The sequence below is a fragment of the Flagellimonas beolgyonensis genome (assembly GCF_003992615.1).
Classification (GTDB): Bacteria; Bacteroidota; Bacteroidia; order Flavobacteriales; family Flavobacteriaceae; genus Flagellimonas; species Flagellimonas beolgyonensis.
Genome location: NZ_RZMY01000018.1, coordinates 332,669 through 354,796, shown reverse-complemented (window position 1 = coordinate 354,796; position 22,128 = coordinate 332,669). Strand labels below are relative to the sequence as shown.

The following is a 22,128-nucleotide window of genomic DNA, read 5'->3' as shown; positions in this document are numbered from 1 at the left end:
ACTTTTTGTAACAAATCGGTATAAACATCGTCAAGTTAGTATAAACCATTCAAAAAAACGACAGCATCCTTTGGAAACAATTCTGACCGTAAACCATCTCACCAAGAAATTTGGCTACCTCACCGCCGTTAAGGACCTTTCCTTCACCATTGAAAAAGGAAATGTCTATGGCATTTTGGGGCCAAATGGTAGTGGTAAATCCACAACCTTGGGAATCATCCTCAACGTGGTCAATCGCACATCGGGCGATTTTAGTTGGTTCGATGGCAACACCTCCACCCACGAAGCACTCAAAAAAGTTGGGGCCATAATAGAACGGCCCAACTTTTATCCGTACATGACCGCCATCCAAAATTTAAAATTGGTATGTAAGATCAAGGAAGTGCCGGATACCAAAATTCAGGAGAAATTGGAGTTGGTCGGACTTTGGGATCGTCGGAACAGTAAGTTCAAAACCTATTCGTTGGGTATGAAACAGCGTTTGGCCATTGCCTCTGCCCTACTCAACGACCCAGAAATCTTGATTTTGGATGAGCCTACAAATGGTTTGGATCCGCAAGGAATCCACCAGATCAGGGAAATAATTAAACAAATTGCAAGTCAGGGCACTACCATTCTGCTCGCTTCCCACCTTTTGGATGAAGTGGAAAAAGTGTGTTCCCATGTAGTGATCCTTCGCAAAGGGGAAAACCTGTATTCGGGTCCTGTGGAAAGCATGCTGGCCAGTCACGGTTTCTTTGAGCTGCGCTGTAGCGACCTCGACAAACTGAAGGAACTGTTGGAAAAAAATGCCAGTTTTGGGAAAATCGAAAATTTCAATGGTACGCTTACCGCCTATTTAAAAGAGGAAATGGATGCCGAATCGCTGAACAAAATGCTTTTTGAAAAAGGTATCGTGCTGTCCCATCTGGTAAAACGTAAAGAAAGCCTCGAAGAACAATTCCTAACCCTGACCAAAAACAACTAATCAAAAAACGAATGTTACGTCTCCTTCAAATAGAATTCATTAAACTCTGGAACAACAGGGCAAGCAAAATTTTAATTTTTTCCTATTTCATTCTGATATGCTGTATCGCACTTATATCTGTAATAAAATTTCCCTTTGGCGAAGGCATTAGACTTGCAGATTTAGGGATTTTTAATTTCCCATATATATGGCATTTAAATACCTTCATTGCATCTCTATTAAAGTTATTTTTTGCCATTGTTATTGTCTCCATGATATCCAACGAGTACAGTAACAAGACCATTAAACAAAATTTGATCGATGGCCTATCTAAGAAAGAGTTTTTAAAATCAAAACTTTCAATGGTATTTGCCTTTTCAATAATATCTACCTTATTTGTTTTTTTGGTGACCTTGATTTTAGGATTAATATATTCTGACTACAACCAACCCTCGATAATTTTTTCAGATTTATATTATCTTCTGAGTTATTTCATTAAAATATTTGCGTTCTTCAGCTTTTGTATTTTTTTAGGTATCTGGGTAAAACGCTCTGCTTTTGCATTGGGTTTTTTGATACTTTGGTATATAATGGAGAATTTAGGCATTCGATTTTTGGTATGGTGGCTATTCGGACAAAAATCATCAGAATCTGTTATGCCGTTTCTACCTTTGGAATCAATGGCAAATCTTATAAAGGAGCCTTTTACACGTTTTAATGCTGTACAATCAGTTGCACAACAAATAGGTGAAAACTTCACTAAAGATTATTCAACACATTGGTATGAATTTTTGATTGTCTTGGTTTGGACGGCATTATTCATCTATTTATCCTATGCCTTGTTGAAAAAGCGTGATTTGTAGTACGCTATCGAGTACGCAAAACAACTTAACAGATCGGTCTTCATTTTTCTTGATGATGTAACAAGTAATGTAAAGCTCTTTTCTCCTTGGCATTAATTGTATTCCCTTTGTTTCATTTTGGCTGATCCCTTTAGTATTTTTACCGAATGAAATTTCAGGTAGTATCGGATTTTAAGCCCACTGGGGACCAGCCAGAGGCTATTCGGCAATTGGTCGAAGGTATTGAAGGTGGTGTACCCCATCAAACCTTATTGGGGGTTACAGGTTCCGGTAAAACCTTTACGGTGGCCAATGTGGTGGAAACAGTACAACGGCCTACATTGGTGCTGGCCCACAATAAGACCTTGGCCGCCCAGTTGTACTCGGAATTCAAGCAATTTTTCCCGAACAACGCGGTGGAATACTTTGTATCCTACTATGACTACTACCAACCGGAAGCCTATATTCCGGCCAGTGGCCTATATATTGAAAAAGACCTGTCCATCAATGAGGATATTGAAAAGTTACGTTTGAGTGCCACTTCTTCTTTGCTCTCCGGACGAAGGGATGTTTTGGTGGTCGCTTCGGTATCCTGTCTTTATGGTATCGGGAACCCGATAGAGTTTCAAAAGAACGTGATCACGATCCACCGAGATCAAGTAATAGCGCGTACCAAATTTTTGAAACAACTGGTACAAAGCCTTTATTCCCGGACCACGGCAGATTTCAGAAATGGGAATTTTAGGGTAAAGGGTGATGTGGTCGATGTGTTTCCGGGCTATGCCGACCACGCCTTCCGCATTCATTTTTTTGGCGATGAAATCGAAGAAATAGAAGCTCTTGACCCCTTCAACAATAGGGTAATTGAAGTATATGATTCGTTGAACATTTATCCAGCTAACATGTTCGTTACCTCGCCGGACATCCTTCAAAATGCCATTCGGGAAATTCAGGATGATCTGGTGAAACAAGTGGACTACTTTAAGGAAATAGGCCGACCATTGGAAGCCAAACGCTTGGAGGAGCGCACCAATTTTGATCTGGAAATGATTCGGGAGCTCGGCTACTGTTCGGGTATCGAAAATTACTCCAGGTATTTGGATGGCAGGGAGCCAGGGACACGGCCGTTCTGCCTATTGGACTACTTTCCGAACGATTATTTGATGGTCATCGATGAAAGCCACGTGACCATTCCCCAAGTACATGCCATGTATGGCGGGGACCGCTCCCGGAAGGAAAATTTGGTGGAATATGGGTTTCGTTTGCCCGCTGCCATGGACAACCGCCCCCTTAAGTTTGAGGAATTCGAAGCACTTCAGAACCAAGTGATCTATGTGAGTGCTACACCAGCTGATTACGAACTGGAACTCAGCCAAGGGGTTTATGTGGAACAGGTGATCCGACCGACCGGATTGTTGGACCCCATCATCGAGGTACGGCCCAGTGCCAATCAAATTGATGATTTGGTGGAGGAGATACAGCAACGGGTGGAATTGGATGAACGGACCTTGGTGACCACCCTGACAAAACGGATGGCCGAGGAACTGACCAAGTATCTGACCCGAATCGATATTCGATGTCGCTACATCCATAGTGATGTGGATACGTTGGAGCGGGTAGAGATCATGCAGGATCTGCGAAAGGGCCTTTTTGATGTCCTGATAGGGGTTAACTTGTTACGGGAGGGACTAGATTTGCCCGAAGTTTCGTTGGTAGCTATTCTGGATGCGGACAAAGAAGGTTTTTTACGCAGTAATCGCTCGTTGACCCAAACCGTGGGCAGGGCAGCCCGAAATTTGAACGGTAAAGCCATTATGTATGCCGATACCATTACGGATAGTATGCAAAAAACCATTGATGAAACCAACTACCGAAGGGACAAACAAATGGCCTATAACAAAGAACGCGGTATTACACCCAAGGCGTTGAACAAAAACTTGGACAATGCCCTGGCGAGGAATTCGGTGTCCACCTATCATTTTCAAAAGGAAGAATTGCGTGCCGCAGAACCGGATTTGGCCTATTTGACCCAGGATCAAAAAGAAAAATTGATTCGGGAAAAACGCAAGGCCATGGAGAAAGCGGCCAAAGAACTCAACTTTATGGAAGCGGCAAAGCTAAGGGACGAAATCAAAATGTTGCAGGAAAAGGAATAAAAGACAGCGCCCCCCGAACATTTCTGCAGGAGGGCGCCATCAAACTAACCAACTAATCCAACCATCATGAAACACCTATAGTTGGTGTATTTTTACCTTAAGCAATTTCAATCATTCGCTTTGGTTTGGGCAATGCCTCTTGTTTTTTGGGCAATGTCAATCTCAAAATACCATCCTCATATTTTGCATCAATTTTTGCCCCATCCACTGTATCGGGAAGGGTAAAAGCTCTTTTAAAGGAAGTGAATGAAAATTCTTTACGTGTGTAATTGTCCTTGTTTTCTTCGTTCTCGGTCTGGACCTCACTGGAAATGGTCAATACATCATTATCGATCTCTACGCTGAAATCGTCCTTTTTCATACCGGGAACTGCAAGTTCCAATTCAAAATTTTCGGTATTGTCCTTTATATTGACCGCAGGAACAGAAGTATTCCACTTTTCCGTTCCACCGAACCAATCAGGACCCATAAACTCGTTCATCAAGGATGGAAAAAACAGGTTGTTTCTTTTTACTATACTCATGGCGATTCAATTTTAGTTAAACATTTAAATCAACCTGTATAGGACAAAAGGCATACCAATACCATTAAACTGCCTTTATGGCATTTATAGAAAGAAAAAAACATGTCATTTTGACATTAATTGTAATGTGCTTTGAAGATGTCAATCAGCACATCCGGCGGAACCACGTTGTCTGGGTATTTGTGCATCACTTCCAAAACCTGGCCAATGGCAACAGGCGGAAGGCCCATTTTAAGCCCTATATTGTAAAGGGTATTGATCTCCTTTTTATGTTGTTCTTGGTCTACATTCATCAACAACAACAACCTATGGAACTGTACAATGCGCTCCGCTTGGGTCTTGAGGGGCACTTTGGGTGATTTTTGCCTGAGAAGACCTTCGAAAGTAGCCTCATCAACCCCAAGGTTATTCGCAACCTTGAGCAAAAATTCATACTCGGATTGTTTTAACGTATGGTCCACCCTGGCAAAGGCAATCATCTCAGAAAGTATGCTCAACTTTTCTTCGTAGGTGCTCATAAATCTTTGTTTTGGAAGACGTTCCTCTAATACATAACTCCAAAACCTTCATTTTAGTGCACAAAAAAGGCCTTGGGGTTCCAAGGCCTTACTAGCTAATTCGAATAATTTTTACAATTATTCAGTGATTCGTACCGGCACTTCGTAAACTTTGCCAGGTACAATTTTATCCAATTCAACTTTTTGATAGTTCAATCGATTTTTAACAAAACCTTCCAAGGTTTCATTTTTGGTGTCGACAGAAAGTACAATCAATTCGGCGTCTTCATTAATGATAAAACGCACTTCTGCTTTCAACTCATCCGCTTCCACGTTGAATTGATTCTTTTTCAGCATCTCATAAATTTGTGAGGATAGGCTTTTTACTGGAACTTCTTCGTTGCCCATGTTGGCAAACACACCTACGGCAGCAAATAGCATGGCAGCTACCATTACAGCTTTAATTTTTCTCATGATTTTGTTTTTTGATGTATTGATGAATGATTTGTTGTTCTGTCAAAAAAATGCATTGATTTAAATGACTTCACAATTATAAGACTGGAAAAAAAATGAATTGTTACAGGTCAAATCGGATTTAACCGAAGTTTAACGATCTTGTTTTTAGGGTGGATCTGTTCAAATGCCCGTCAAATTTAGCGTTTGCGAATTATTTAACATTTTCCCGGAAAGTTGAGGAATTTTATAATTTTTCAATTTTTTAACTAAATTATTGTATGGTTTAGCCCCGAAAAAATATCAAAAAAAAAAAAAAAGGGCGACATTAAAAAATGTCACCCTTTAAGTGTTATTTTTTTAGGATTGTTAGTTATCCCAATACTTCTTTTACTTTATCAGCCGCTTCTTGGAATTGCACTGCAGAGTGTACCGCCAATCCAGAGTTGTCGATAATTTCCTTGGCCAATTCGGCATTGGTACCCTGCAATCTTACAATGATGGGCACTTTAATGGCATCTCCCATATTTTTATAGGCATCCACAACACCTTGGGCAACACGGTCGCAACGAACGATACCACCAAAAATATTGATCAGGATGGCTTTTACGTTGGGATCTTTAAGGATGATCCTGAAAGCTTCCTCTACCCTTTTGGCATCAGCTGTTCCTCCAACATCCAAAAAGTTGGCTGGCTCACCACCGGCCATTTTGATCAAGTCCATGGTTGCCATGGCCAAACCGGCTCCATTTACCATACAGCCCACGTTACCATCAAGATCGACATAATTCAATCCAACTTCCCTAGCTTCCACCTCGATTGGATTTTCTTCCCGAAGATCGCGCATTTCGGCATAAGCCTTTCTTCTGTACAATGCGTTGTCGTCTATGGTCACCTTGGCATCAACGGCCATGATTTTATCGTCAGAAGTCTTCAAAACCGGGTTGATTTCGAAAAGGCTGGCATCACTCTCCACATAAGCCCTGTACAAGGCAGAAACGAATTTTACCATTTCCTTGAAAGCTGTTCCGGACAAGCCCAAATTAAAGGCAATGCGTCTGGCCTGGAATGGCAAAAGTCCCAGCCCTGGGTCTATCTCCTCTGTAAAAATCAAGTGTGGTGTTTTTTCGGCCACTTCCTCAATATCCATTCCCCCTTCGGTGGAATACATGACCATATTTTTTCCAGTGCCCCTGTTCAACAACACGGACATGTAAAATTCGTTGGTTTCACTATCACCGGGATAATACACATCCTCGGCCACCAAAACTTGATGTACTTTTTTGCCTTCAGCGGAAGTTTGTGGTGTTACCAGGTTCATTCCAATAATGCTACCTGCCAACTCCTCGACCTCCTTCAAGTTTTTGGCCAGCTTTACACCGCCACCCTTTCCTCGGCCTCCTGCATGTACCTGGGCTTTTATAACGTGCCATCCGGTACCGGTTTCTTGGGTGAGCTGTTTTGCGGCATCCACCGCCTCCTTGGCATTTCGGGCAACGATTCCTCTTTGCACCCTTACTCCGAAACTGGCTAAAATCTCTTTTCCTTGATATTCGTGAAGGTTCATCTGTGAATTTACTTTTGTTTGCCGACAAAAATAGAAAACAACGCCGACAAATTGAAGTCGATAAATGAATAATTACCAATTAAAGGCAGTATTTCGCCCAAGCGGTACTATATTTTAAAATCTGGGAAGTCCAAGGGGTCAAAATTTTTAAAGTGACCGTTCATTTCGATGACTGTCTTGGTTCGGTTTACCTCTGTCAACACATGGGCAGTGGCTTCCAAATGGCTTTTGATAAACATCAACCGATCCGACTCCCTGCGCATTTGTAGCAATTCGTATTCTTGATGGAAAGACAAACCCATTTTATGGGCCAATGAATAGCTGTTGAATTGTTTGGGCGGTGTTCTGGTGAAGGGTACGTCCATTAAATCATATAGCTCTTCCACCTTTTGGAGCACTTCCAAACGGAGCTCATCCGAAGCATCGTTTTCCATATCCAAAAAGTCTACTTCACCACCACCATACAATTTTCCTTGCATCTGCCTTTCATAGGAGCGTACCTTGAAAATTTGGCGCGCCACACAGACAACATCCATTTCTCCGTTGGGATAGGTATTCACCACCTCTACCAATTGTACTTCCGTTCCAAATTTTATCCCATTATCTATAAAAACTGGAATCCCAAAGGTAAGCGCCTCTTTTCTGCAATCGTTTATCAACTGTTTATAACGTTCCTCAAAAATGTGGAGCGGCACAGTTTCTCCCGGATAAAAAACAGATTGCAATGGAAATAACGGCAGTTTCATGTTCAACAATTTGCTTAAAAATACAATGCTGACCCGAAAGCACCAAGCCTCCACAAAAGAACAATGTTATATATACAACTTAATGTTAAATAAATATATTATTTGTTTTTTATTCTTGTGTAACAGCCCAACATCCTTTAGTTTTGTTGTTTTAAGACTGATATAGCATGAATTCCAAGGATTTATTGAAACTTGTTGGGCAATTTGGCGCTCCCTTATATGTGTACGATGCGGATAAGATTACTTCCCAATATAAAAGATTGACCAAGGCTTTTGAAGGTGTACCCCATTTACGATTGAACTATGCCGCGAAGGCACTCTCCAACATTAGCATTCTTAGATTGATGAACAGTTTGGGCAGTGGCCTGGACACGGTTTCGATTCAAGAGGTAAAACTTGGGCTAATGGCCGGTTTTAAACCGGAATCCATCATTTTTACCCCTAACGGCGTTTCCTTGGAAGAGATCGAGGAAGCTGCATCGCTTGGGGTTCAGGTGAATATTGACAATCTTTCCATTTTGGAACAGTTTGGCAGCAAACATCCGGACATTCCTGTTTGCATCCGTATCAATCCACACGTGATGGCGGGCGGTAACACGAAAATTTCTGTGGGACATATCGATTCCAAGTTTGGGATCAGCATTCATCAAATTCCCCATTTGCTGCGCATTGTGGAATTGACCAAGATGAACATCAACGGCATCCACATGCATACGGGAAGTGATATCCTGGACATCGATGTCTTTTTGTATGCTTCGGAAATTCTGTTCGAAACAGCCAAAAATTTCAAAGACCTTGAGTTCATCGACTTTGGAAGTGGCTTTAAAGTTCCATACAAAGAAGGTGATATCCAGACCAATGTGGAGGAGCTTGGTAAAAAGTTGACAACCAGATTCAACGAGTTCTGTCAAGAATATGGCAAAGATCTGACCTTGGCCTTCGAGCCCGGAAAATTTTTGGTAAGTGAGGCAGGGTATTTTTTGGCCAAGGTAAATGTGGTAAAACAAACCACATCCACTGTTTTTGCCAGTGTGGATTCAGGATTTAACCACTTAATTCGACCCATGTTGTATGGTTCCAGTCATGAAATCGTGAACATTTCAAACCCGGAGGGCCGCGAACGCTACTATTCCGTTGTGGGTTATATCTGTGAAACCGATACGTTTGGCAGCAACCGAAGAATCAATGAGATATCCGAAGGCGATATCCTCTGTTTTAAAAATGCCGGCGCCTATTGCTTTACCATGGCCAGCAATTACAACTCCAGGTACCGACCTGCAGAAGTTTTGTGGTACAAAGGAAAGGCGCACTTGATTCGGGAGCGTGAGACCTTTGATGACATTATCAAAAATCAAGTAGATCAAAAAGCACTTTTCGAAACAACAAAAACAGAAACCGTAAAGTAGCATGGAAGTGATTTCCTTGATACTTGCCATCATATTCATTTTCTTATCAGGGCTCCATTTGTATTGGGCCCTTTTTGGTTTAAAGGACCCGGCATCGGTACTTCCTGCCGATACCGATGGAAGCTTAAAGATGCGACCTGGTAAATTGGGAACAATACTGGTTGCCCTATTTCTGGCATTTTTCGCTTCCATTTACCTGAATAAGGTGTTGAATTTCTTTCATTTTGATGGATTACAATACATTTCAACGGGTATCGGAATTTTGTTTTTGTTGCGGTCCATTGGGGATTTTAAGTATGTGGGCTTTTTTAAATCCATTAAAGGAACTCGATTTTCAACAATGGACCAAAGGTACTATGCTCCCTTAGCATTGGTTGTCAGCCTTTTAATTTTGGCTTTGGAGCTGTGGGGCTGAATACTATTTTGGCACAATTTTCGTTAGATTTGTATTGAACGAACGACTATTATGTCCAAAACCGAGATGATGCGCGCAACAATTACCCAAATCAGCTTATTTTTTCTACTTCTTATTGGCTCACAGGCCAGTGCCCAAGACATAAAATGGTTATCCTGGGAAGAGGCTGTTCAGCTATCCCAAACCGATGCCAAACCCAAAAAGATGTTTATCGACGTCTATACCGACTGGTGTGGATGGTGTAAAAAAATGGATAAGGAAACCTTTCAACATCCTGAAGTGGCCAAGTACATGCAAGAGAACTTCTACATGGTGAAAATGGATGCAGAAGGAAAAGACCCCATTGAATACAAAGGCAATACATTCAAGTATGTTCCCTCTGGCCGAAGAGGCTACCATGAGTTGGCCGCAGCCCTATTGCAAGGCAAAATGAGCTACCCTACCGTGGTTTTTTTGGATGAGGAAATGAACATGTTGTCCCCGGTACCCGGATACCAGCAAGTGGGTCCATTCTTGCAGATTGCCAAATATTTTGGCGATAACATCTACAAGGACAAGGACTGGCAGAGCTACGCCGGCAAATAACAGGCTTCTTCCAACCCTTATTTATCTACTATAATTCGGGCTTTCTTTGGTGATGGTCACATTATGTGGATGGCTTTCGTGAATACCACTTGAGGTAATCTTCACAAAACGCCCTTTTTCTTTCAATGCAGCAATATCCATCGCCCCACAGTAACCCATTCCAGCACGCAGTCCACCTATAAATTGGTGCATGCTTTCGTAAAGATCACCTTTGTACGGCACTCGGCCCACAATGCCTTCTGGTACCAATTTTTTGATATCATCTTCCACATCTTGGAAATAACGGTCTTTGGAACCTTCTTTCATGGCTTCCACAGAACCCATACCCCGGTACGATTTGAATTTTCTTCCCTCGTAAATAATGGTTTCACCTGGTGATTCTTTGGTACCGGCCAATAATGAGCCCAGCATTACCGTATCGGCACCTGCTGCAATGGCTTTGGGAATATCACCGGTATATCGGATACCACCATCAGCGATAACAGGAACACCACTGCCCTTAATGGCTGCAGCCACTTCCAAAACCGCAGAAAACTGTGGAAAACCAACACCTGCTACCACACGTGTGGTACAAATGGAACCTGGTCCAATACCCACCTTCACCGCATCGGCACCGGCCTCCACCAAATATTTGGCAGCCTCCGCGGTGGCAATGTTCCCCACTACCACATCCAACTCAGGGTAGGATTTTTTGACCGATTTCAAAATACTGATTACTCCTTTTGTATGACCATGGGCTGTATCTATAACAATGGCATCAACCCCTGCATTTACCAAGGCACCTGCACGTTCCACCGCATCGGCAGTAACCCCGATGGCTGCGGCTACCCGCAAACGGCCGTATTGGTCTTTATTGGCAATGGGTTTTTGGGTCAATTTGGTAATATCCCGAAATGTGATCAATCCGATAAGTTCGTCGTTATCATTGACCACCGGGAGTTTTTCAATCTTGTTTTCCTGCAAGATCACTTCAGCTTGTTCCAAGGAAGTCCCCTCAGCCACTGTTACCAAATTTTCCGAAGTCATCACCTCGGAAATCGGTCTATCGTTGTCCTTCTCAAAACGTAGGTCCCGGTTGGTGACAATACCTATCAATTTTTTCTTATCATCCACAATTGGAATTCCACCAATACTATGCTCCTTCATACTTGCCTTGGCATCGCGAACTGTGGAATTTAACGGAAGTGTCACGGGGTCCATGATCATACCACTCTCGGCACGTTTCACCTTTCTTACCTTAAGCGCTTGCTGCTCTATAGTCATGTTCTTGTGCAGCACCCCAATACCTCCCTCACGTGCCATGGCAATGGCCATACGCGATTCGGTCACCGTATCCATGGCCGCAGAGACAATGGGCACATTGATCGTAATATTTCTGGTGAATTTGGATTGGATGTTTACTTCCCTGGGAAGAATTTCTGAGTAAGCAGGCACAAGAAGAACGTCATCATAAGTAAGTCCTTCGCCAACAATTTTGTTAAGGTGGGCTTCCATTGCAATTACCGATTAATTGCGTGCAAATATACCACTATTTTAATCAATGTATGGCATGCAACTTACTTTCTGCATAATTAGTAATTCCTTACCCCCCACAAATTTATACACCCCACCCGTTGACAATCAATAAATTCGTGAATTTTATTTTTATTTGTTCTAAATAAAATTTGAATTATTGATTCCACACCCTACATTTGCAGCAAAATTAATTCATTATTTGTAATCAGTCTTAATTAATACAATGCAACGATATACTTTACTAACAGCCCTTTTTAGTTGCCTGTTTCTTTCTGCACAACAAAATCAGATCAGCAACGATTCTTCCTTGATCAAGTTGGATGAGGTGGTTCTTTCCGCCAAAGTAATTTTTGGAAGCAAGTTTGTCGCCAAAAACCGAACCGGTTCTTCCTACTACCTTTCCCCCGAGGAAATCAAAAAATTCAATTACACCGATATCAACCGAACCTTACGCACAGTACCTGGGGTCAACGTGTATGAGGAAGATGGTTTTGGTCTTCGCCCGAACATCAGTTTGCGAGGTACATCACCCGAACGGAGTTCCAAAATTACCTTAATGGAGGACGGGGTTCTTATCGCTCCGGCACCCTACAGTGCCCCTTCTGCCTACTATTTTCCAACCATTGCCCGTATGCAGGCTGTTGAAATTTTGAAAGGAAGCAGCCAGGTGCAATTTGGTCCGTATACCACGGGTGGTGCCATCAACATGATCTCCACCGAGATTCCCGATAATTTTGGAATTTTCTTGAACAGTAGCTATGGTAGTTTCCAAAGTGGTCGCATCCATGCACAATTGGGTGATAGCCGTAAAAATTTTGGGTATTCCGTGGAATACCTCAACTACAATTCCAATGGCTTTAAAAACCTTGAAAATGGTGCCAATACCGGTTTCGATAAGAACGACTTGGTGGCCAAATTCAAGGTGAACACCAATCCCGAGGCCAAAATCGGGCAAGAGTTTGAGGTCAAGTTTCAATACTCCGACGAAACTTCCAATGAAACCTACTTGGGATTGACCCAGGAAGATTTTGATGCCAATCCCTTCAGCCGTTATGCCGGCTCCCAAAACGACCAAATGAATGCCGATCATTTCCAGATCATGGGAACCCACGCTTTAAAATTCAGTGATCAATTCCAGATTACCACCGTGGGCTATCTCAACGATTTTAGCCGAAACTGGTACAAAGTCGATTTTGTGACCATCAATGGCGAACGACAAGGAATTGGCACCATTTTCGGTGACCCAACAACCTATGCCCCTTACTTGGATTTGGTTAAAGGAACCACCAATAGTGGTGCCGACGATACCCTAAATGCGAGAAACAATAACCGGGATTATCTTTCCACCGGAGTACAGACCAAGTTGGATTACCACTGGAATGGCGAAAATACCTATCATGATCTGGAAGTGGGCCTCCGATACCATTATGATGAAGAGGACCGTTTTCAGTGGTTGGACGATTACGCCATGGTGAATGGAAACTTGCAATTGGTCAACGCTGGTATTCCCGGCACCAACGCCAACAGAGTTAGCAGCGCAAAAGCCTTTGCCACCTATGCCATGTACAAATTAAAAATCAACGAACTTACCTTGACCCCTGGCCTTCGTTATGAAAACATTACGTTGGAACGTTTGGATTACGGTACCAACGATGTGGACCGCACCGGAAGCAACCTTTCCGAAAGACAAAACAAAGTGGATGTGTTCATCCCCGGTATCGGTTTCAACTATAATTTTGATGCCCTGTCCATTTTTGGTGGTGTGCACAAAGGATTTTCACCGCCAAGCAACCAGCCTGGCGAAAATCCCGAGGAAAGCATCAACTATGAGTTGGGTAGCCGTTTCTCTTTTGCCGGTATTTCGGGTGAAGTAGTTGGTTTTTACAACGATTACAGCAACCTTTTGGGAAGTGATCTCGCTGCAACCGGTGGAACAGGTTCTTTGGATCAATTCAATGCCGGTGAAGTTAAGGTACAAGGAGTGGAATTGCTGCTCAATTATAACTTTTTGGAGAACAACGACAGTTTTCAACTGCCCTTTACTTTTGGTTACACGTTGACCGACACTGAGTTCTTGAACAGCTTTGGCAGTGAAAATGATATTTGGGGTGAAGTAACCGCCGGTGACGAACTGCCCTATATTGCCAAGCACCAGTTCAATGCCTCCTTGTCATTGGAGCATCAAAAATTTGAAGTGAACCTAAGCGGTCGTTACAATGGTGCCTTCAGGACCATGGCGGGCAATGGGACCATACCTGCTGACGAAAAGGTTGCTTCCAATTTCATCATCGACTTGGGTGGCCGCTACAAATTCAATGACCACATTGCCGTTACAGCAAATGCCATCAACCTATTGGATGAAACCTATGCTGTGGCCCGAGTGCCCGCAGGTCTTCGACCAGGACATCCCTTTGGTGTATATGCCGGAATAGAGATTCGCTATTGATCTTTACTTGTGAAGTGATTAAAGGGTGCCTCAAAAAGGTGCCCTTTTTTAATGGTAGACGGTAAACAATTCGGTGGCCTTGTTAAAGGCGGCCTCAAATACCATCCAATTGACCCCGGTATCTGCCCTTTCGGCTGTAAAGTAGGATAACATTTTTTCGGTGGGCATGTTGCCCGTCAACTCATCCTTGGCCATAGGACAACCGCCAAATCCTTGAACTGCGCCATCAAAACGACGACACCCCGCCTTAAAGGCGGCATCCACTTTTTCGTGCCACTTGGTCGGTGTGGTGTGCAAATGCGCCCCAAACTCAATATCGGGATATTTGGGAATCAGGTTGGAAAACAGATGATCAATCACTTCAGGTGTGGAACTGCCAATGGTATCGGAGAGGGATAAGATCTTGGTGCCCATGGCCGCCAATTTTTCGGTCCATTCCCCTACAATGTCCACATCCCAGGGATCCCCATACGGATTGCCAAATCCCATAGAAATATAGGTCACCACCTCTTTATCGTGTGCATTGGCCAAATCCAAAATGCCCTTCAATGTTTCCACGGATTGGGCAATGGTCTTATGCGTGTTCCGCATTTGAAAGTTTTCGGATATGGAAAAAGGGAATCCCAAATAATCAATGGCTTGGTACTGACAGGCATCTTCTGCCCCACGTACGTTGGCCACGATGGCCAATAGTTTGCTTTTGGTCCGCGACAGGTCCAATTTGGCCAATACTTCAGCGGTATCCTGCATTTGGGGAATGGCCTTGGGGGATACAAAACTTCCAAAATCGATGGTATCAAAACCGCAGCCCAACAAGGATTGGATGTACTTGACCTTTTCATCCGTAGGAATGAAGGTCTTTATGCCCTGCATGGCATCCCGTGGACATTCTATGAGCTTGATCTTGGACATAGGCAGTGGTAAAAATAGTACTATTTATCCGATATGACCAGATAGATAGCAATGCCTACAAAAACGATGATCTGCACCCATTTCAGGCACCATCCCGCGCTTTGGTGGTTGGTTAAATAGGAAGATATTTTACCCGCAAGCACGGCAATGGTGCCAAATACCAAAAAGGCGGAAAACATGAACAAGAGGCCCAAAATGTAAAATTGAAGCACTGTGTTCAAGGTATCGCTAAATAAAAACCCGGGGAAAAAGGCCAAAAAGAAAATAGTCACCTTTGGATTCAACACATTCATGGTAAAGCCAGTCCAAAACAATTTTTTGGAAGACCTTGAGCTGTTATCGCTGCTCAATACAATGGAAGCATCACTTTTGAAAACCTTGTAAGCCAAATACAACAAATAGGCCGCACCAAAAAGTTTGATGGCAAAGAAAAGGGTATCGCTTCTTTTAATGATTTCGGATACCCCGAACGCCAACAGGGTCGTATGCACCAAACAGCCACTCACAAGTCCCAAAACGGTTGCCAATCCCGATTTTACCCCGTTGCTGATGCTTTGGGTGAGCACAAAGATATTATCAGGTCCAGGCGAAATGGCCAATGCCAGGGAAGAAACAAAAAACCCGATCAAAATGGGGTATTTAATGGTCTCCGATGCCAGCATGAATAAACTCTCCATGGGTTAGGTGGTTCGCGCCAAAACCGCTTTGTTGATTTTCTTGATGAGACCGGGGCCTTCATAAATGAAGCCCGTATACAGTTGCACCAAATCGGCACCGGCATCCAACTTTTCCAAAGCATCCTCGGCGGAATGAATCCCTCCCACACCAATGATTGGAAATGCCTTATTGCTTTTCTCCGCCAAAAACCGAATTACTTCGGTACTTCTTTCTCGCAAGGGTTTACCACTTAACCCACCCTGTTCTTCGGTAAGTATCAAGTGCGACTTCAACCCTTTTCTTTCTATGGTCGTATTGGTGGCGATCACCCCATCAATTTTAGTATCGTCCACAATTTCGATAATGTCCAAAAGCTGTGCATCGGTAAGGTCTGGGGCTATCTTCAACAAGATGGGCTTTTCTTTGCCTTTGTGCAGTTTCGCCTGTTTGGCATTCTCCTTTTTCAGTTTTTTGAGCAGATGGGTCAAGGGCTGTTTGTCCTGTAGCTCCCGTAACCCTGGTGTATTGGGCGAACTTACATTGACTACAAAATAATCCACATGCGCAAAAAGGGCATCAAAACAGATCAGATAATCCTTGATGGCCTCTTCGTTTGGGGTGACCTTGTTTTTACCAATGTTACCGCCTACGATGACACGGTGTTTTTTCATCAGCTGTTCCACTGCTTCATAAACACCTTTGTTGTTAAAGCCCATACGATTGATGATGGCCTTGTCCTGCACCAACCGAAACAATCGCTTTTTGGGATTTCCCGGTTGGGGCTTTGGGGTAACGGTCCCTATTTCCACAAATCCAAAACCAAAATCGGAAAACTCATTGAATAGCTTCGCATCCTTATCAAAACCTGCCGCAAGACCCACGGGATTCTTGAATTTCAACCCAAAAACCTCGCGTTCCAATTTTGGGTCGTTTTGGGCAAATAATCCCCTAAAAATCCGATTGATGCCCAACCTTGTTAGCAATCGTATGGCCCAAAATGAAAAATGATGGGCAGTTTCTGGATCAAACAAAAAAAGTATCGGCCGGATAAGGATTTTGTACATTCAAAAGATTTTGGACAAAAATAAAAACTCTGGTTCCAGGAATGGGTGTTTCCTTCATTTTTCGTCAACCGACCTATTAACATGGATAGGGAGCAGGGACATTTGATTGCATATCTTAAGGTACCGTTCGTATTGCACTTCATTAAAGGTACCCAGCAGCCGCTTATCTATCATTCGAATGTTCTGCCTCATGCTGTCAATAAGCCTTTTGTATTCCTCAGAAACCGTGACCAGGATCTCCGGGGAACTTTCTTCATGCTTTTTCATGAGGTACTTTGCCTTGTCTTCCAACCACTGATTTCGCACCTTGAGCTCCGCGCTCCAATTCTTCAGATTTTCCTGTTGTTCTTCCGTGAGTTCAAACACCTTGGTAATGGCCTCATTATCCTTCCCTCCAACTCCCAAAATACATTCCAATTGGGCAAATGCGGCATATCCGGACAGGAGGAACAACAAGAAGATGGCTCTTTTCAATTGCGGTTGATTTAAAAGTTTGTGAAAGATACCGTTTTTCAGGAAATGGATAGAACTTGACCAAGCGATAAATCCTATTTTTGAAAAAAAACAAAATGGAAAAATTGCTGTCCCGCTTTTTGGAATATGTAACCACCGACACCCAAAGCGATCCTTATTCCAAAACCACCCCGAGTACAGAAAAGCAATGGGACCTGGCCAAGAAACTGGTCATGGAACTACACCAAATAGGCATGCAGGAGGTGTCCATTGATGAGAATGCCTACATCATGGCCACCCTGCCCAGCAATATGGACAAAAAAGTGCCCACCATCGGTTTTATTTCCCATTTTGATACTTCTCCGGATTTCTCCGGAAAAAACGTAAAACCACAGGTCATAGAAAATTATGATGGCGGGGACATTATCCTGAACAAGCAAAAAAACATTGTATTGTCCCCCGACTATTTTGAAGACCTGTTACAATACAAAGGGCAAACTTTAATTACCACGGACGGCACCACGCTACTGGGTGCCGATGACAAAGCGGGTATTGCCGAGATCATTACTGCCATGGAATATTTGATCCAACAACCTGAAATCAAACACGGTAAAATTAGGGTAGCCTTTACCCCCGATGAAGAAATCGGGCGGGGCGCCCACAAGTTCGATGTGGAAAAATTTGGGGCCGAATGGGCCTACACCATCGATGGCAGCCAAGTAGGTGAACTGGAATATGAAAATTTCAATGCGGCCAAAGCGGAAGTTACCGTAACTGGAAAAAGTGTGCACCCCGGTTATGCCAAGAACAAAATGGTGAATGCCATTGGTTTGGCCAATGAGTTCCTGAGCCTGTTGCCCCCACGGGAAGTCCCCGAACACACCTCGGGCATCGAAGGCTTTTTCCATGTACACAAAATAAAAGGAGAGATTGAAAAAACGACCTTGGAGCTGATCATCCGTGATCATGATGCCACTCATTTTGAAGCTCGAAAATCCCTCATTCAGGACATTGCTGATAAAATGAACCAAAAGCATGGCGATTATGTGCAGGTGGAAATCGAGGACCAATACCGTAACATGCGCGAGAAAGTGGAACCATTGTTCCATATCGTGGAGATAGCCGAAGAAGCCATGGAGTCCTTGGGCATTGAACCGATCATAAAACCCATTCGTGGTGGTACTGATGGCTCCCAATTAAGCTTTATGGGTCTGCCCTGCCCCAACATATTCGCCGGTGGCCATAATTTTCATGGGAAGTACGAATACGTTCCCTTGGAAAGTATGCAAAAAGCGGTACAGGTTATCGTAAAAATTTGCGAACTTACTGCTAGTCAAATCCGGTAAGGTGGAAAAATCCGAAAAACTGCATGCGTATTATGATGCCGAACATCCCTTTAGGGATGGCATTGCCCAATTGCGGGAATTGGCCTTGCAATCGGGCGCACAGGAGGATTTTAAATGGCAATTTCCTGTGTATACCTACCAAGGCAAAAATGTGTTCGGCATCTGTAAGTTCAAGAACCATTTTGGGGTATGGTTTTTTAACGGGGTGTTTTTGAAGGACCCCAAAAACGTGTTGGAAAATGCCCAAGAAGGCAAGACCAAGGGCATGCGCCATTGGAAGTTCCATTCGGTGGATGACATTGATGAAAAGGGAGTGTTGGCTTATATGTTGGAAGCGTTGGCCAACCAAGAGAAAGGGCTCGAGGTAAAAGCCGAAAAGACCAAAAAAGTGCACATTCCGGCGTTACTGCAAGTGGAACTGGACAAGAACGGTGTTTTAAAAAGCGGTTTTGCCTCCTTTACGCCCTACAAGCAAAAAGAATTCTGCGAATATATCGCCGAGGCCAAACAAGAAAAGACCCAATTACGGCGATTGGAGAAAATCCTGCCCATGATCGAAAAGGGTGTTGGGTTGAATGATGGGTATCGGTAAATCAATGAACAATATCCAATTATCAATGAACAAAGGCATTTTAACCCGAAAAAAACACTTCACTCCTGTCTGCCGAAAGGCAGGTATCGTACGCTAAAAATCATTGAAACGATGTTTAGTTAACCGTTGTGCATAATATTGAAAAATGAATTGGATTTATACTATAATTGGGATTGTAATAATTCAAATTGTCTTTTTAATGTTTAAAAAAGCTATCCAGCACAGGAATGCAATTGGGCAGAAGGTAACCGTAGATTACGCAGATCATAATACAATTTTCCAGTCTATTTTTCCAAAAACTGGAATTATAAAAAGCAAATTAAAAATTGACAATGGGACTTTCTTCACTCTGGAACTGGAAGATTTTTTCAACTATGACGGAAATACATTCAAAACGCTGATTGTTAAAGAAAGGCATTATGCTAGATATATCGGATCAAAAAAACGAATCGATGTTCATGTGCTTTTACCAAAGATTTCGCTTAATAAAAGTAGTTATACCCGTAGTGAATTTGATCATGCAGTTTGGGCCACTATTATGCCAATGAGTTAAAAAATACTATACACAACATTGGCTATAATTTATAGCTTCTTTTCGCTAACTTGAAACCCATAAGCCATCAACAGCTGGATTTGCCACAGCTGAAAATCTGACGATTTCCAACGCCGCCACAAATCATAGCCGAGACCGATAAGTGCAATCCCAAAACCACAACACCATAGAAAAACCAACCAATTCCTGTTTTAAATCATTTCTTAAAGTCGAATGCCCCGCGTCATTGCATACCCTTTTAGATCAAAATAATTTATGGTGAAAAACAGAAAGTTGGAAGTATTCCCCTCTTTCAAAAATCTATCGCCATGAAAAAGTTGTTCTTTATTTGTTTGATCGGATTAGTTTCCTTGAATGTTGCCTGTAGCAAGGAAGACGACGAGGATGTTCTGACCAAGGAGGGACCATTCGCCATCAGTGAACTAAGCGGAAATTGGGAAGCTACCAAGGCCAAATTCAGTGTAAGTTCCACATCAGTGGATGTGGTGGACGATGGGGGCACCGTAACCATGACCGTACAATCGAGCGGTCGATTTACTTTGACCTTAGACCCCATAGATCGTGATGCCTACACGGTTAGTGGGGAGATTTTCTGGGAAGAATGGCAGGGAACCTACTATTTTGCCGTAACCTGGGACGATGAACCCAATGATTGGGACACCTTCGGGCACACGTACGATGGCACCACCTTAAGCATTAACGGAGGCCCGGATTCTGGGGAATACGATTTTGACAATGATGGAGATTTTGAGGCATGTACCATCCATTTCATTTTTGTACGTTCATAGGGATTTTAGATTAGCCTCTTTGGGCAAGCACCTTCCTCCAGGGAATTATTCCTTAATTTCCAATGGGTTAAAAGTGCTATCTTTAGAAAAACCAACCTCCTATGTTCAAATTCTTCCGAAAAATTCGGCAACGATTACTTTCCGAAAATAAGTTCCGTAAATATCTGGTCTATGCCGTGGGAGAAATTATCTTGGTTGTAATTGGAATTTTAATTGCATTGTATATCAATACCAGCAGGGAAGAACTTCAACAACAGCAATATACCCTCAGTATTTTTGAACAAATACGAAAAGACCTGGTCAACGATAGCTTTAAGTTGGGCATTGATATCAAGAAAATAGAAACCACCAATCGTTACATCATCGATATCCTTGCAAACAAAATTCCCGATTCCTTTTACACTGCTATAAACGAAACAACCTATGATGATGCTGATGTTAGACCCTTAAGAAGTTTATGCACTGATTTTGTGGCCTTTTTACCGAACACCAAAGGTTACGACCTACTTACAGCACTCAACAATAAAGAGTTGGTGAACGACTCCTTGACCAACAGTATCATGAATTATTACACACAGTTAAAAACCGTTCTTCCAGAGTATAACAAAGTGACTGTTGAGTTATCCAAGCGAAATATTCAGGACTACAAACAATACGCATGGTTTGAAAACTGGGCCTTGGGCATATATGACCCACGGTTTATTGAATATCTTCAAAACGATGAAGAAAACAGAAAACGACTAGCTGAATTTTACAACTATAATTCTGTAAACGAATCCTATTGGAAAACGCTTAAACAAAGTACCGAAAAGCTTATAGAACAAATTGACGGGCAAAGTAAACGACCATGATTTTACTACGACCATTTCAAGCACCTGCTTTTGTGCAATTCAGATGTAGCACTAAGGACCAACCAAAAACCTATGATCAAATTCTTTAGAAAAATTCGTGAACGATTGCTTACCGAAAATAAATTCAGAAAATACGTTGCCTACGCTATTGGAGAAATCATTCTTGTGGTCATCGGGATTTTGATTGCCCTTCAAATAAACAATTGGAACGAGGAACGCTTGGCATTGAACCAGGAAAAGGTCGTTATACAAAACCTGAATACCGAATTTCGTGAGAATTTACGGGATTTGGATTCGGTAAATGACATTCTGCTGCATACCATTGGGGCAACCCAAAAGATTTTTAATAGGATCCAAGAAGAACCGATCCAAGCATACACAGATATTGATAGTTTGTTGCAACTGGCCATTGAAAGTCCTTCTTGGAAACCAAGTGAGTTTGTCCTGAACGACCTTCAAAACTCTGGGGGACTCTCCAAACTAAACAATAAGAAACTTAAACTGCAATTGTTCAAATGGTCCCGTTTCTTCAAAGAGCTGCAAGAGACCATGGCCCAGCTGGAACAAACGAATATCAACCTGATCGGGTTTATTAGGGAAAATGGGTCGCTGCGGAACATTGACATCCAATCCAAGGCTTTTGATTATGCACCCTCCCAACTCAAAATCGATAACACATTCCTTTTACAAAACCTACAATTCGAAAATTATATTGATGATAAGTTATATGTTCTTATCGAAGCGAAAAACGACTACGGACGCGCAAAGGTCTTAATCAATAAAATCTTGCAGGAAACCAACTTGCATTGATTTAG

General features: G+C 42.7%; 23 protein-coding genes. 13 read left to right on the top strand and 10 right to left on the bottom strand.

Annotated features, from left to right (window positions below; all coding sequences use genetic code 11):
• Positions 1-70 precede the first annotated feature (70 nt).
• The 3 genes from EO131_RS16125 to uvrB all read left to right on the top strand — a co-directional run bounded on the left by EO131_RS16125 (position 71) and on the right by uvrB (position 3,944).
• Complete coding sequence (locus EO131_RS16125; RefSeq protein WP_127024642.1) at positions 71-967, top strand: ABC transporter ATP-binding protein; 897 nt, start codon at positions 71-73, stop codon at positions 965-967.
• Between the two features lie 11 nt (positions 968-978).
• Complete coding sequence (locus EO131_RS16120) at positions 979-1,809, top strand: ABC transporter permease (RefSeq protein ID WP_127024639.1); 831 nt, start codon at positions 979-981, stop codon at positions 1,807-1,809.
• Between the two features lie 146 nt (positions 1,810-1,955).
• The gene (gene uvrB, locus EO131_RS16115) at positions 1,956-3,944 is read left to right on the top strand and encodes an excinuclease ABC subunit UvrB (protein WP_127024636.1); all 1,989 of its coding nucleotides are present in this window, start codon (positions 1,956-1,958) and stop codon (positions 3,942-3,944) included.
• A 97-nt stretch (positions 3,945-4,041) separates the two neighbouring features.
• Here uvrB and EO131_RS16110 read toward each other — a convergent pair whose 3' ends face one another.
• From EO131_RS16110 to EO131_RS16090, 5 genes are all read right to left on the bottom strand, one after another.
• Positions 4,042-4,467, bottom strand: coding sequence for an Hsp20/alpha crystallin family protein (locus EO131_RS16110; protein WP_127024633.1), 426 nt, complete (start codon positions 4,465-4,467; stop codon positions 4,042-4,044).
• Between the two features lie 116 nt (positions 4,468-4,583).
• Positions 4,584-4,985 carry a tellurite resistance TerB family protein gene (locus EO131_RS16105; RefSeq protein ID WP_127024630.1) on the bottom strand — a complete coding sequence of 134 codons (402 nt, stop codon included), beginning with the start codon at positions 4,983-4,985 and terminating at the stop codon, positions 4,584-4,586.
• 117 nt (positions 4,986-5,102) lie between these two features.
• Positions 5,103-5,438 carry a hypothetical protein gene (locus tag EO131_RS16100; RefSeq protein ID WP_127024628.1) on the bottom strand — a complete coding sequence of 112 codons (336 nt, stop codon included), beginning with the start codon at positions 5,436-5,438 and terminating at the stop codon, positions 5,103-5,105.
• A 352-nt stretch (positions 5,439-5,790) separates the two neighbouring features.
• Positions 5,791-6,984 carry an ADP-forming succinate--CoA ligase subunit beta gene (gene sucC / locus EO131_RS16095; protein ID WP_127024625.1) on the bottom strand — a complete coding sequence of 398 codons (1,194 nt, stop codon included), beginning with the start codon at positions 6,982-6,984 and terminating at the stop codon, positions 5,791-5,793.
• Between the two features lie 107 nt (positions 6,985-7,091).
• Positions 7,092-7,730: an LON peptidase substrate-binding domain-containing protein gene (locus EO131_RS16090; RefSeq protein WP_127024622.1), complete on the bottom strand. Its 639-nt coding sequence runs from the start codon at positions 7,728-7,730 to the stop codon at positions 7,092-7,094.
• Between the two features lie 167 nt (positions 7,731-7,897).
• Here EO131_RS16090 and lysA point away from each other — a divergent pair, with 167 nt between their 5' ends.
• The 3 genes from lysA to EO131_RS16075 all read left to right on the top strand — a co-directional run bounded on the left by lysA (position 7,898) and on the right by EO131_RS16075 (position 10,136).
• Positions 7,898-9,136 carry a diaminopimelate decarboxylase gene (gene lysA, locus EO131_RS16085; RefSeq protein WP_127024619.1) on the top strand — a complete coding sequence of 413 codons (1,239 nt, stop codon included), beginning with the start codon at positions 7,898-7,900 and terminating at the stop codon, positions 9,134-9,136.
• A 1-nt stretch (position 9,137) separates the two neighbouring features.
• Entirely contained in the window at positions 9,138-9,551 is a 414-nt protein-coding gene (locus EO131_RS16080) for a DUF3995 domain-containing protein (protein ID WP_127024616.1), read from the top strand.
• Between the two features lie 69 nt (positions 9,552-9,620).
• Positions 9,621-10,136, top strand: coding sequence for a thioredoxin family protein (locus EO131_RS16075; RefSeq protein ID WP_127025183.1), 516 nt, complete (start codon positions 9,621-9,623; stop codon positions 10,134-10,136).
• Between the two features lie 21 nt (positions 10,137-10,157).
• Here EO131_RS16075 and guaB read toward each other — a convergent pair whose 3' ends face one another.
• A complete protein-coding gene (gene guaB, locus EO131_RS16070) occupies positions 10,158-11,630 on the bottom strand; it encodes an IMP dehydrogenase (protein ID WP_127024613.1) in 1,473 nt (490 codons plus the stop codon).
• 244 nt (positions 11,631-11,874) lie between these two features.
• Between guaB and EO131_RS16065 the strand changes: the two genes are divergently transcribed.
• Positions 11,875-14,097 (top strand): TonB-dependent receptor family protein, encoded by a 2,223-nt coding sequence (locus EO131_RS16065; protein ID WP_127024610.1) that lies wholly within the window; start codon positions 11,875-11,877, stop codon positions 14,095-14,097.
• Positions 14,098-14,145: 48 nt separating this feature from the next.
• Here the strand turns inward: EO131_RS16065 and EO131_RS16060 are convergent, their stop codons facing one another.
• From EO131_RS16060 to EO131_RS16045, 4 genes are read right to left on the bottom strand one after another with little or no spacing between them, the layout of a single operon-like run.
• Positions 14,146-15,009 (bottom strand): hydroxymethylglutaryl-CoA lyase, encoded by an 864-nt coding sequence (locus EO131_RS16060; protein WP_127024607.1) that lies wholly within the window; start codon positions 15,007-15,009, stop codon positions 14,146-14,148.
• Between the two features lie 20 nt (positions 15,010-15,029).
• Positions 15,030-15,686, bottom strand: a complete 657-nt coding sequence (locus EO131_RS16055) for a LysE family translocator (protein ID WP_127024604.1) — start codon at positions 15,684-15,686, stop codon at positions 15,030-15,032.
• Positions 15,687-15,689: 3 nt separating this feature from the next.
• A complete protein-coding gene (locus tag EO131_RS16050) occupies positions 15,690-16,730 on the bottom strand; it encodes a quinone-dependent dihydroorotate dehydrogenase (protein WP_127024601.1) in 1,041 nt (346 codons plus the stop codon).
• A 54-nt stretch (positions 16,731-16,784) separates the two neighbouring features.
• Positions 16,785-17,204 carry a hypothetical protein gene (locus tag EO131_RS16045; protein WP_127024598.1) on the bottom strand — a complete coding sequence of 140 codons (420 nt, stop codon included), beginning with the start codon at positions 17,202-17,204 and terminating at the stop codon, positions 16,785-16,787.
• Between the two features lie 95 nt (positions 17,205-17,299).
• Here EO131_RS16045 and pepT point away from each other — a divergent pair, with 95 nt between their 5' ends.
• The 6 genes from pepT to EO131_RS16015 all read left to right on the top strand — a co-directional run bounded on the left by pepT (position 17,300) and on the right by EO131_RS16015 (position 22,123).
• Entirely contained in the window at positions 17,300-18,529 is a 1,230-nt protein-coding gene (gene pepT, locus EO131_RS16040; protein WP_127024595.1) for a peptidase T, read from the top strand.
• Position 18,530: 1 nt separating this feature from the next.
• On the top strand, positions 18,531-19,121 hold the full coding sequence (locus tag EO131_RS16035; protein WP_127024592.1) for a YdeI/OmpD-associated family protein: 591 nt from the start codon (positions 18,531-18,533) through the stop codon (positions 19,119-19,121).
• A 199-nt stretch (positions 19,122-19,320) separates the two neighbouring features.
• The gene (locus tag EO131_RS16030; protein WP_164731718.1) at positions 19,321-19,674 is read left to right on the top strand and encodes a hypothetical protein; all 354 of its coding nucleotides are present in this window, start codon (positions 19,321-19,323) and stop codon (positions 19,672-19,674) included.
• 308 nt (positions 19,675-19,982) lie between these two features.
• The gene (locus EO131_RS16025) at positions 19,983-20,462 is read left to right on the top strand and encodes a hypothetical protein (protein ID WP_127024586.1); all 480 of its coding nucleotides are present in this window, start codon (positions 19,983-19,985) and stop codon (positions 20,460-20,462) included.
• A gap of 101 nt (positions 20,463-20,563) precedes the next feature.
• Complete coding sequence (locus tag EO131_RS16020; protein WP_127024583.1) at positions 20,564-21,313, top strand: hypothetical protein; 750 nt, start codon at positions 20,564-20,566, stop codon at positions 21,311-21,313.
• A gap of 72 nt (positions 21,314-21,385) precedes the next feature.
• The gene (locus EO131_RS16015; protein WP_127024580.1) at positions 21,386-22,123 is read left to right on the top strand and encodes a DUF6090 family protein; all 738 of its coding nucleotides are present in this window, start codon (positions 21,386-21,388) and stop codon (positions 22,121-22,123) included.
• The last annotated feature ends 5 nt before the right edge of the window (positions 22,124-22,128 follow it).

Bases quoted from the DNA above. Each gene is read 5' to 3' on its own strand.
- EO131_RS16105 (WP_127024630.1), bottom strand. From the start codon at position 4,985: ATGAGCACCTACGAAGAAAAGTTGAGCATACTTTCTGAGATGATTGCC.
- EO131_RS16120 (WP_127024639.1), top strand. From the start codon at position 979: ATGTTACGTCTCCTTCAAATAGAATTCATTAAACTCTGGAACAACAGG.
- EO131_RS16100 (WP_127024628.1), bottom strand. From the start codon at position 5,438: ATGAGAAAAATTAAAGCTGTAATGGTAGCTGCCATGCTATTTGCTGCC.
- guaB (WP_127024613.1), bottom strand. From the start codon at position 11,630: ATGGAAGCCCACCTTAACAAAATTGTTGGCGAAGGACTTACTTATGAT.
- EO131_RS16055 (WP_127024604.1), bottom strand. From the start codon at position 15,686: ATGGAGAGTTTATTCATGCTGGCATCGGAGACCATTAAATACCCCATT.
- lysA (WP_127024619.1), top strand. From the start codon at position 7,898: ATGAATTCCAAGGATTTATTGAAACTTGTTGGGCAATTTGGCGCTCCC.
- EO131_RS16015 (WP_127024580.1), top strand. From the start codon at position 21,386: ATGATCAAATTCTTTAGAAAAATTCGTGAACGATTGCTTACCGAAAAT.
- EO131_RS16050 (WP_127024601.1), bottom strand. From the start codon at position 16,730: ATGTACAAAATCCTTATCCGGCCGATACTTTTTTTGTTTGATCCAGAA.
- sucC (WP_127024625.1), bottom strand. From the start codon at position 6,984: ATGAACCTTCACGAATATCAAGGAAAAGAGATTTTAGCCAGTTTCGGA.
- EO131_RS16090 (WP_127024622.1), bottom strand. From the start codon at position 7,730: ATGAAACTGCCGTTATTTCCATTGCAATCTGTTTTTTATCCGGGAGAA.
- EO131_RS16075 (WP_127025183.1), top strand. From the start codon at position 9,621: ATGCGCGCAACAATTACCCAAATCAGCTTATTTTTTCTACTTCTTATT.
- EO131_RS16025 (WP_127024586.1), top strand. From the start codon at position 19,983: ATGAAAAAGTTGTTCTTTATTTGTTTGATCGGATTAGTTTCCTTGAAT.
- EO131_RS16080 (WP_127024616.1), top strand. From the start codon at position 9,138: ATGGAAGTGATTTCCTTGATACTTGCCATCATATTCATTTTCTTATCA.
- EO131_RS16020 (WP_127024583.1), top strand. From the start codon at position 20,564: ATGTTCAAATTCTTCCGAAAAATTCGGCAACGATTACTTTCCGAAAAT.
- uvrB (WP_127024636.1), top strand. From the start codon at position 1,956: ATGAAATTTCAGGTAGTATCGGATTTTAAGCCCACTGGGGACCAGCCA.
- pepT (WP_127024595.1), top strand. From the start codon at position 17,300: ATGGAAAAATTGCTGTCCCGCTTTTTGGAATATGTAACCACCGACACC.
- EO131_RS16110 (WP_127024633.1), bottom strand. From the start codon at position 4,467: ATGAGTATAGTAAAAAGAAACAACCTGTTTTTTCCATCCTTGATGAAC.
- EO131_RS16065 (WP_127024610.1), top strand. From the start codon at position 11,875: ATGCAACGATATACTTTACTAACAGCCCTTTTTAGTTGCCTGTTTCTT.
- EO131_RS16060 (WP_127024607.1), bottom strand. From the start codon at position 15,009: ATGTCCAAGATCAAGCTCATAGAATGTCCACGGGATGCCATGCAGGGC.
- EO131_RS16030 (WP_164731718.1), top strand. From the start codon at position 19,321: ATGTTTAAAAAAGCTATCCAGCACAGGAATGCAATTGGGCAGAAGGTA.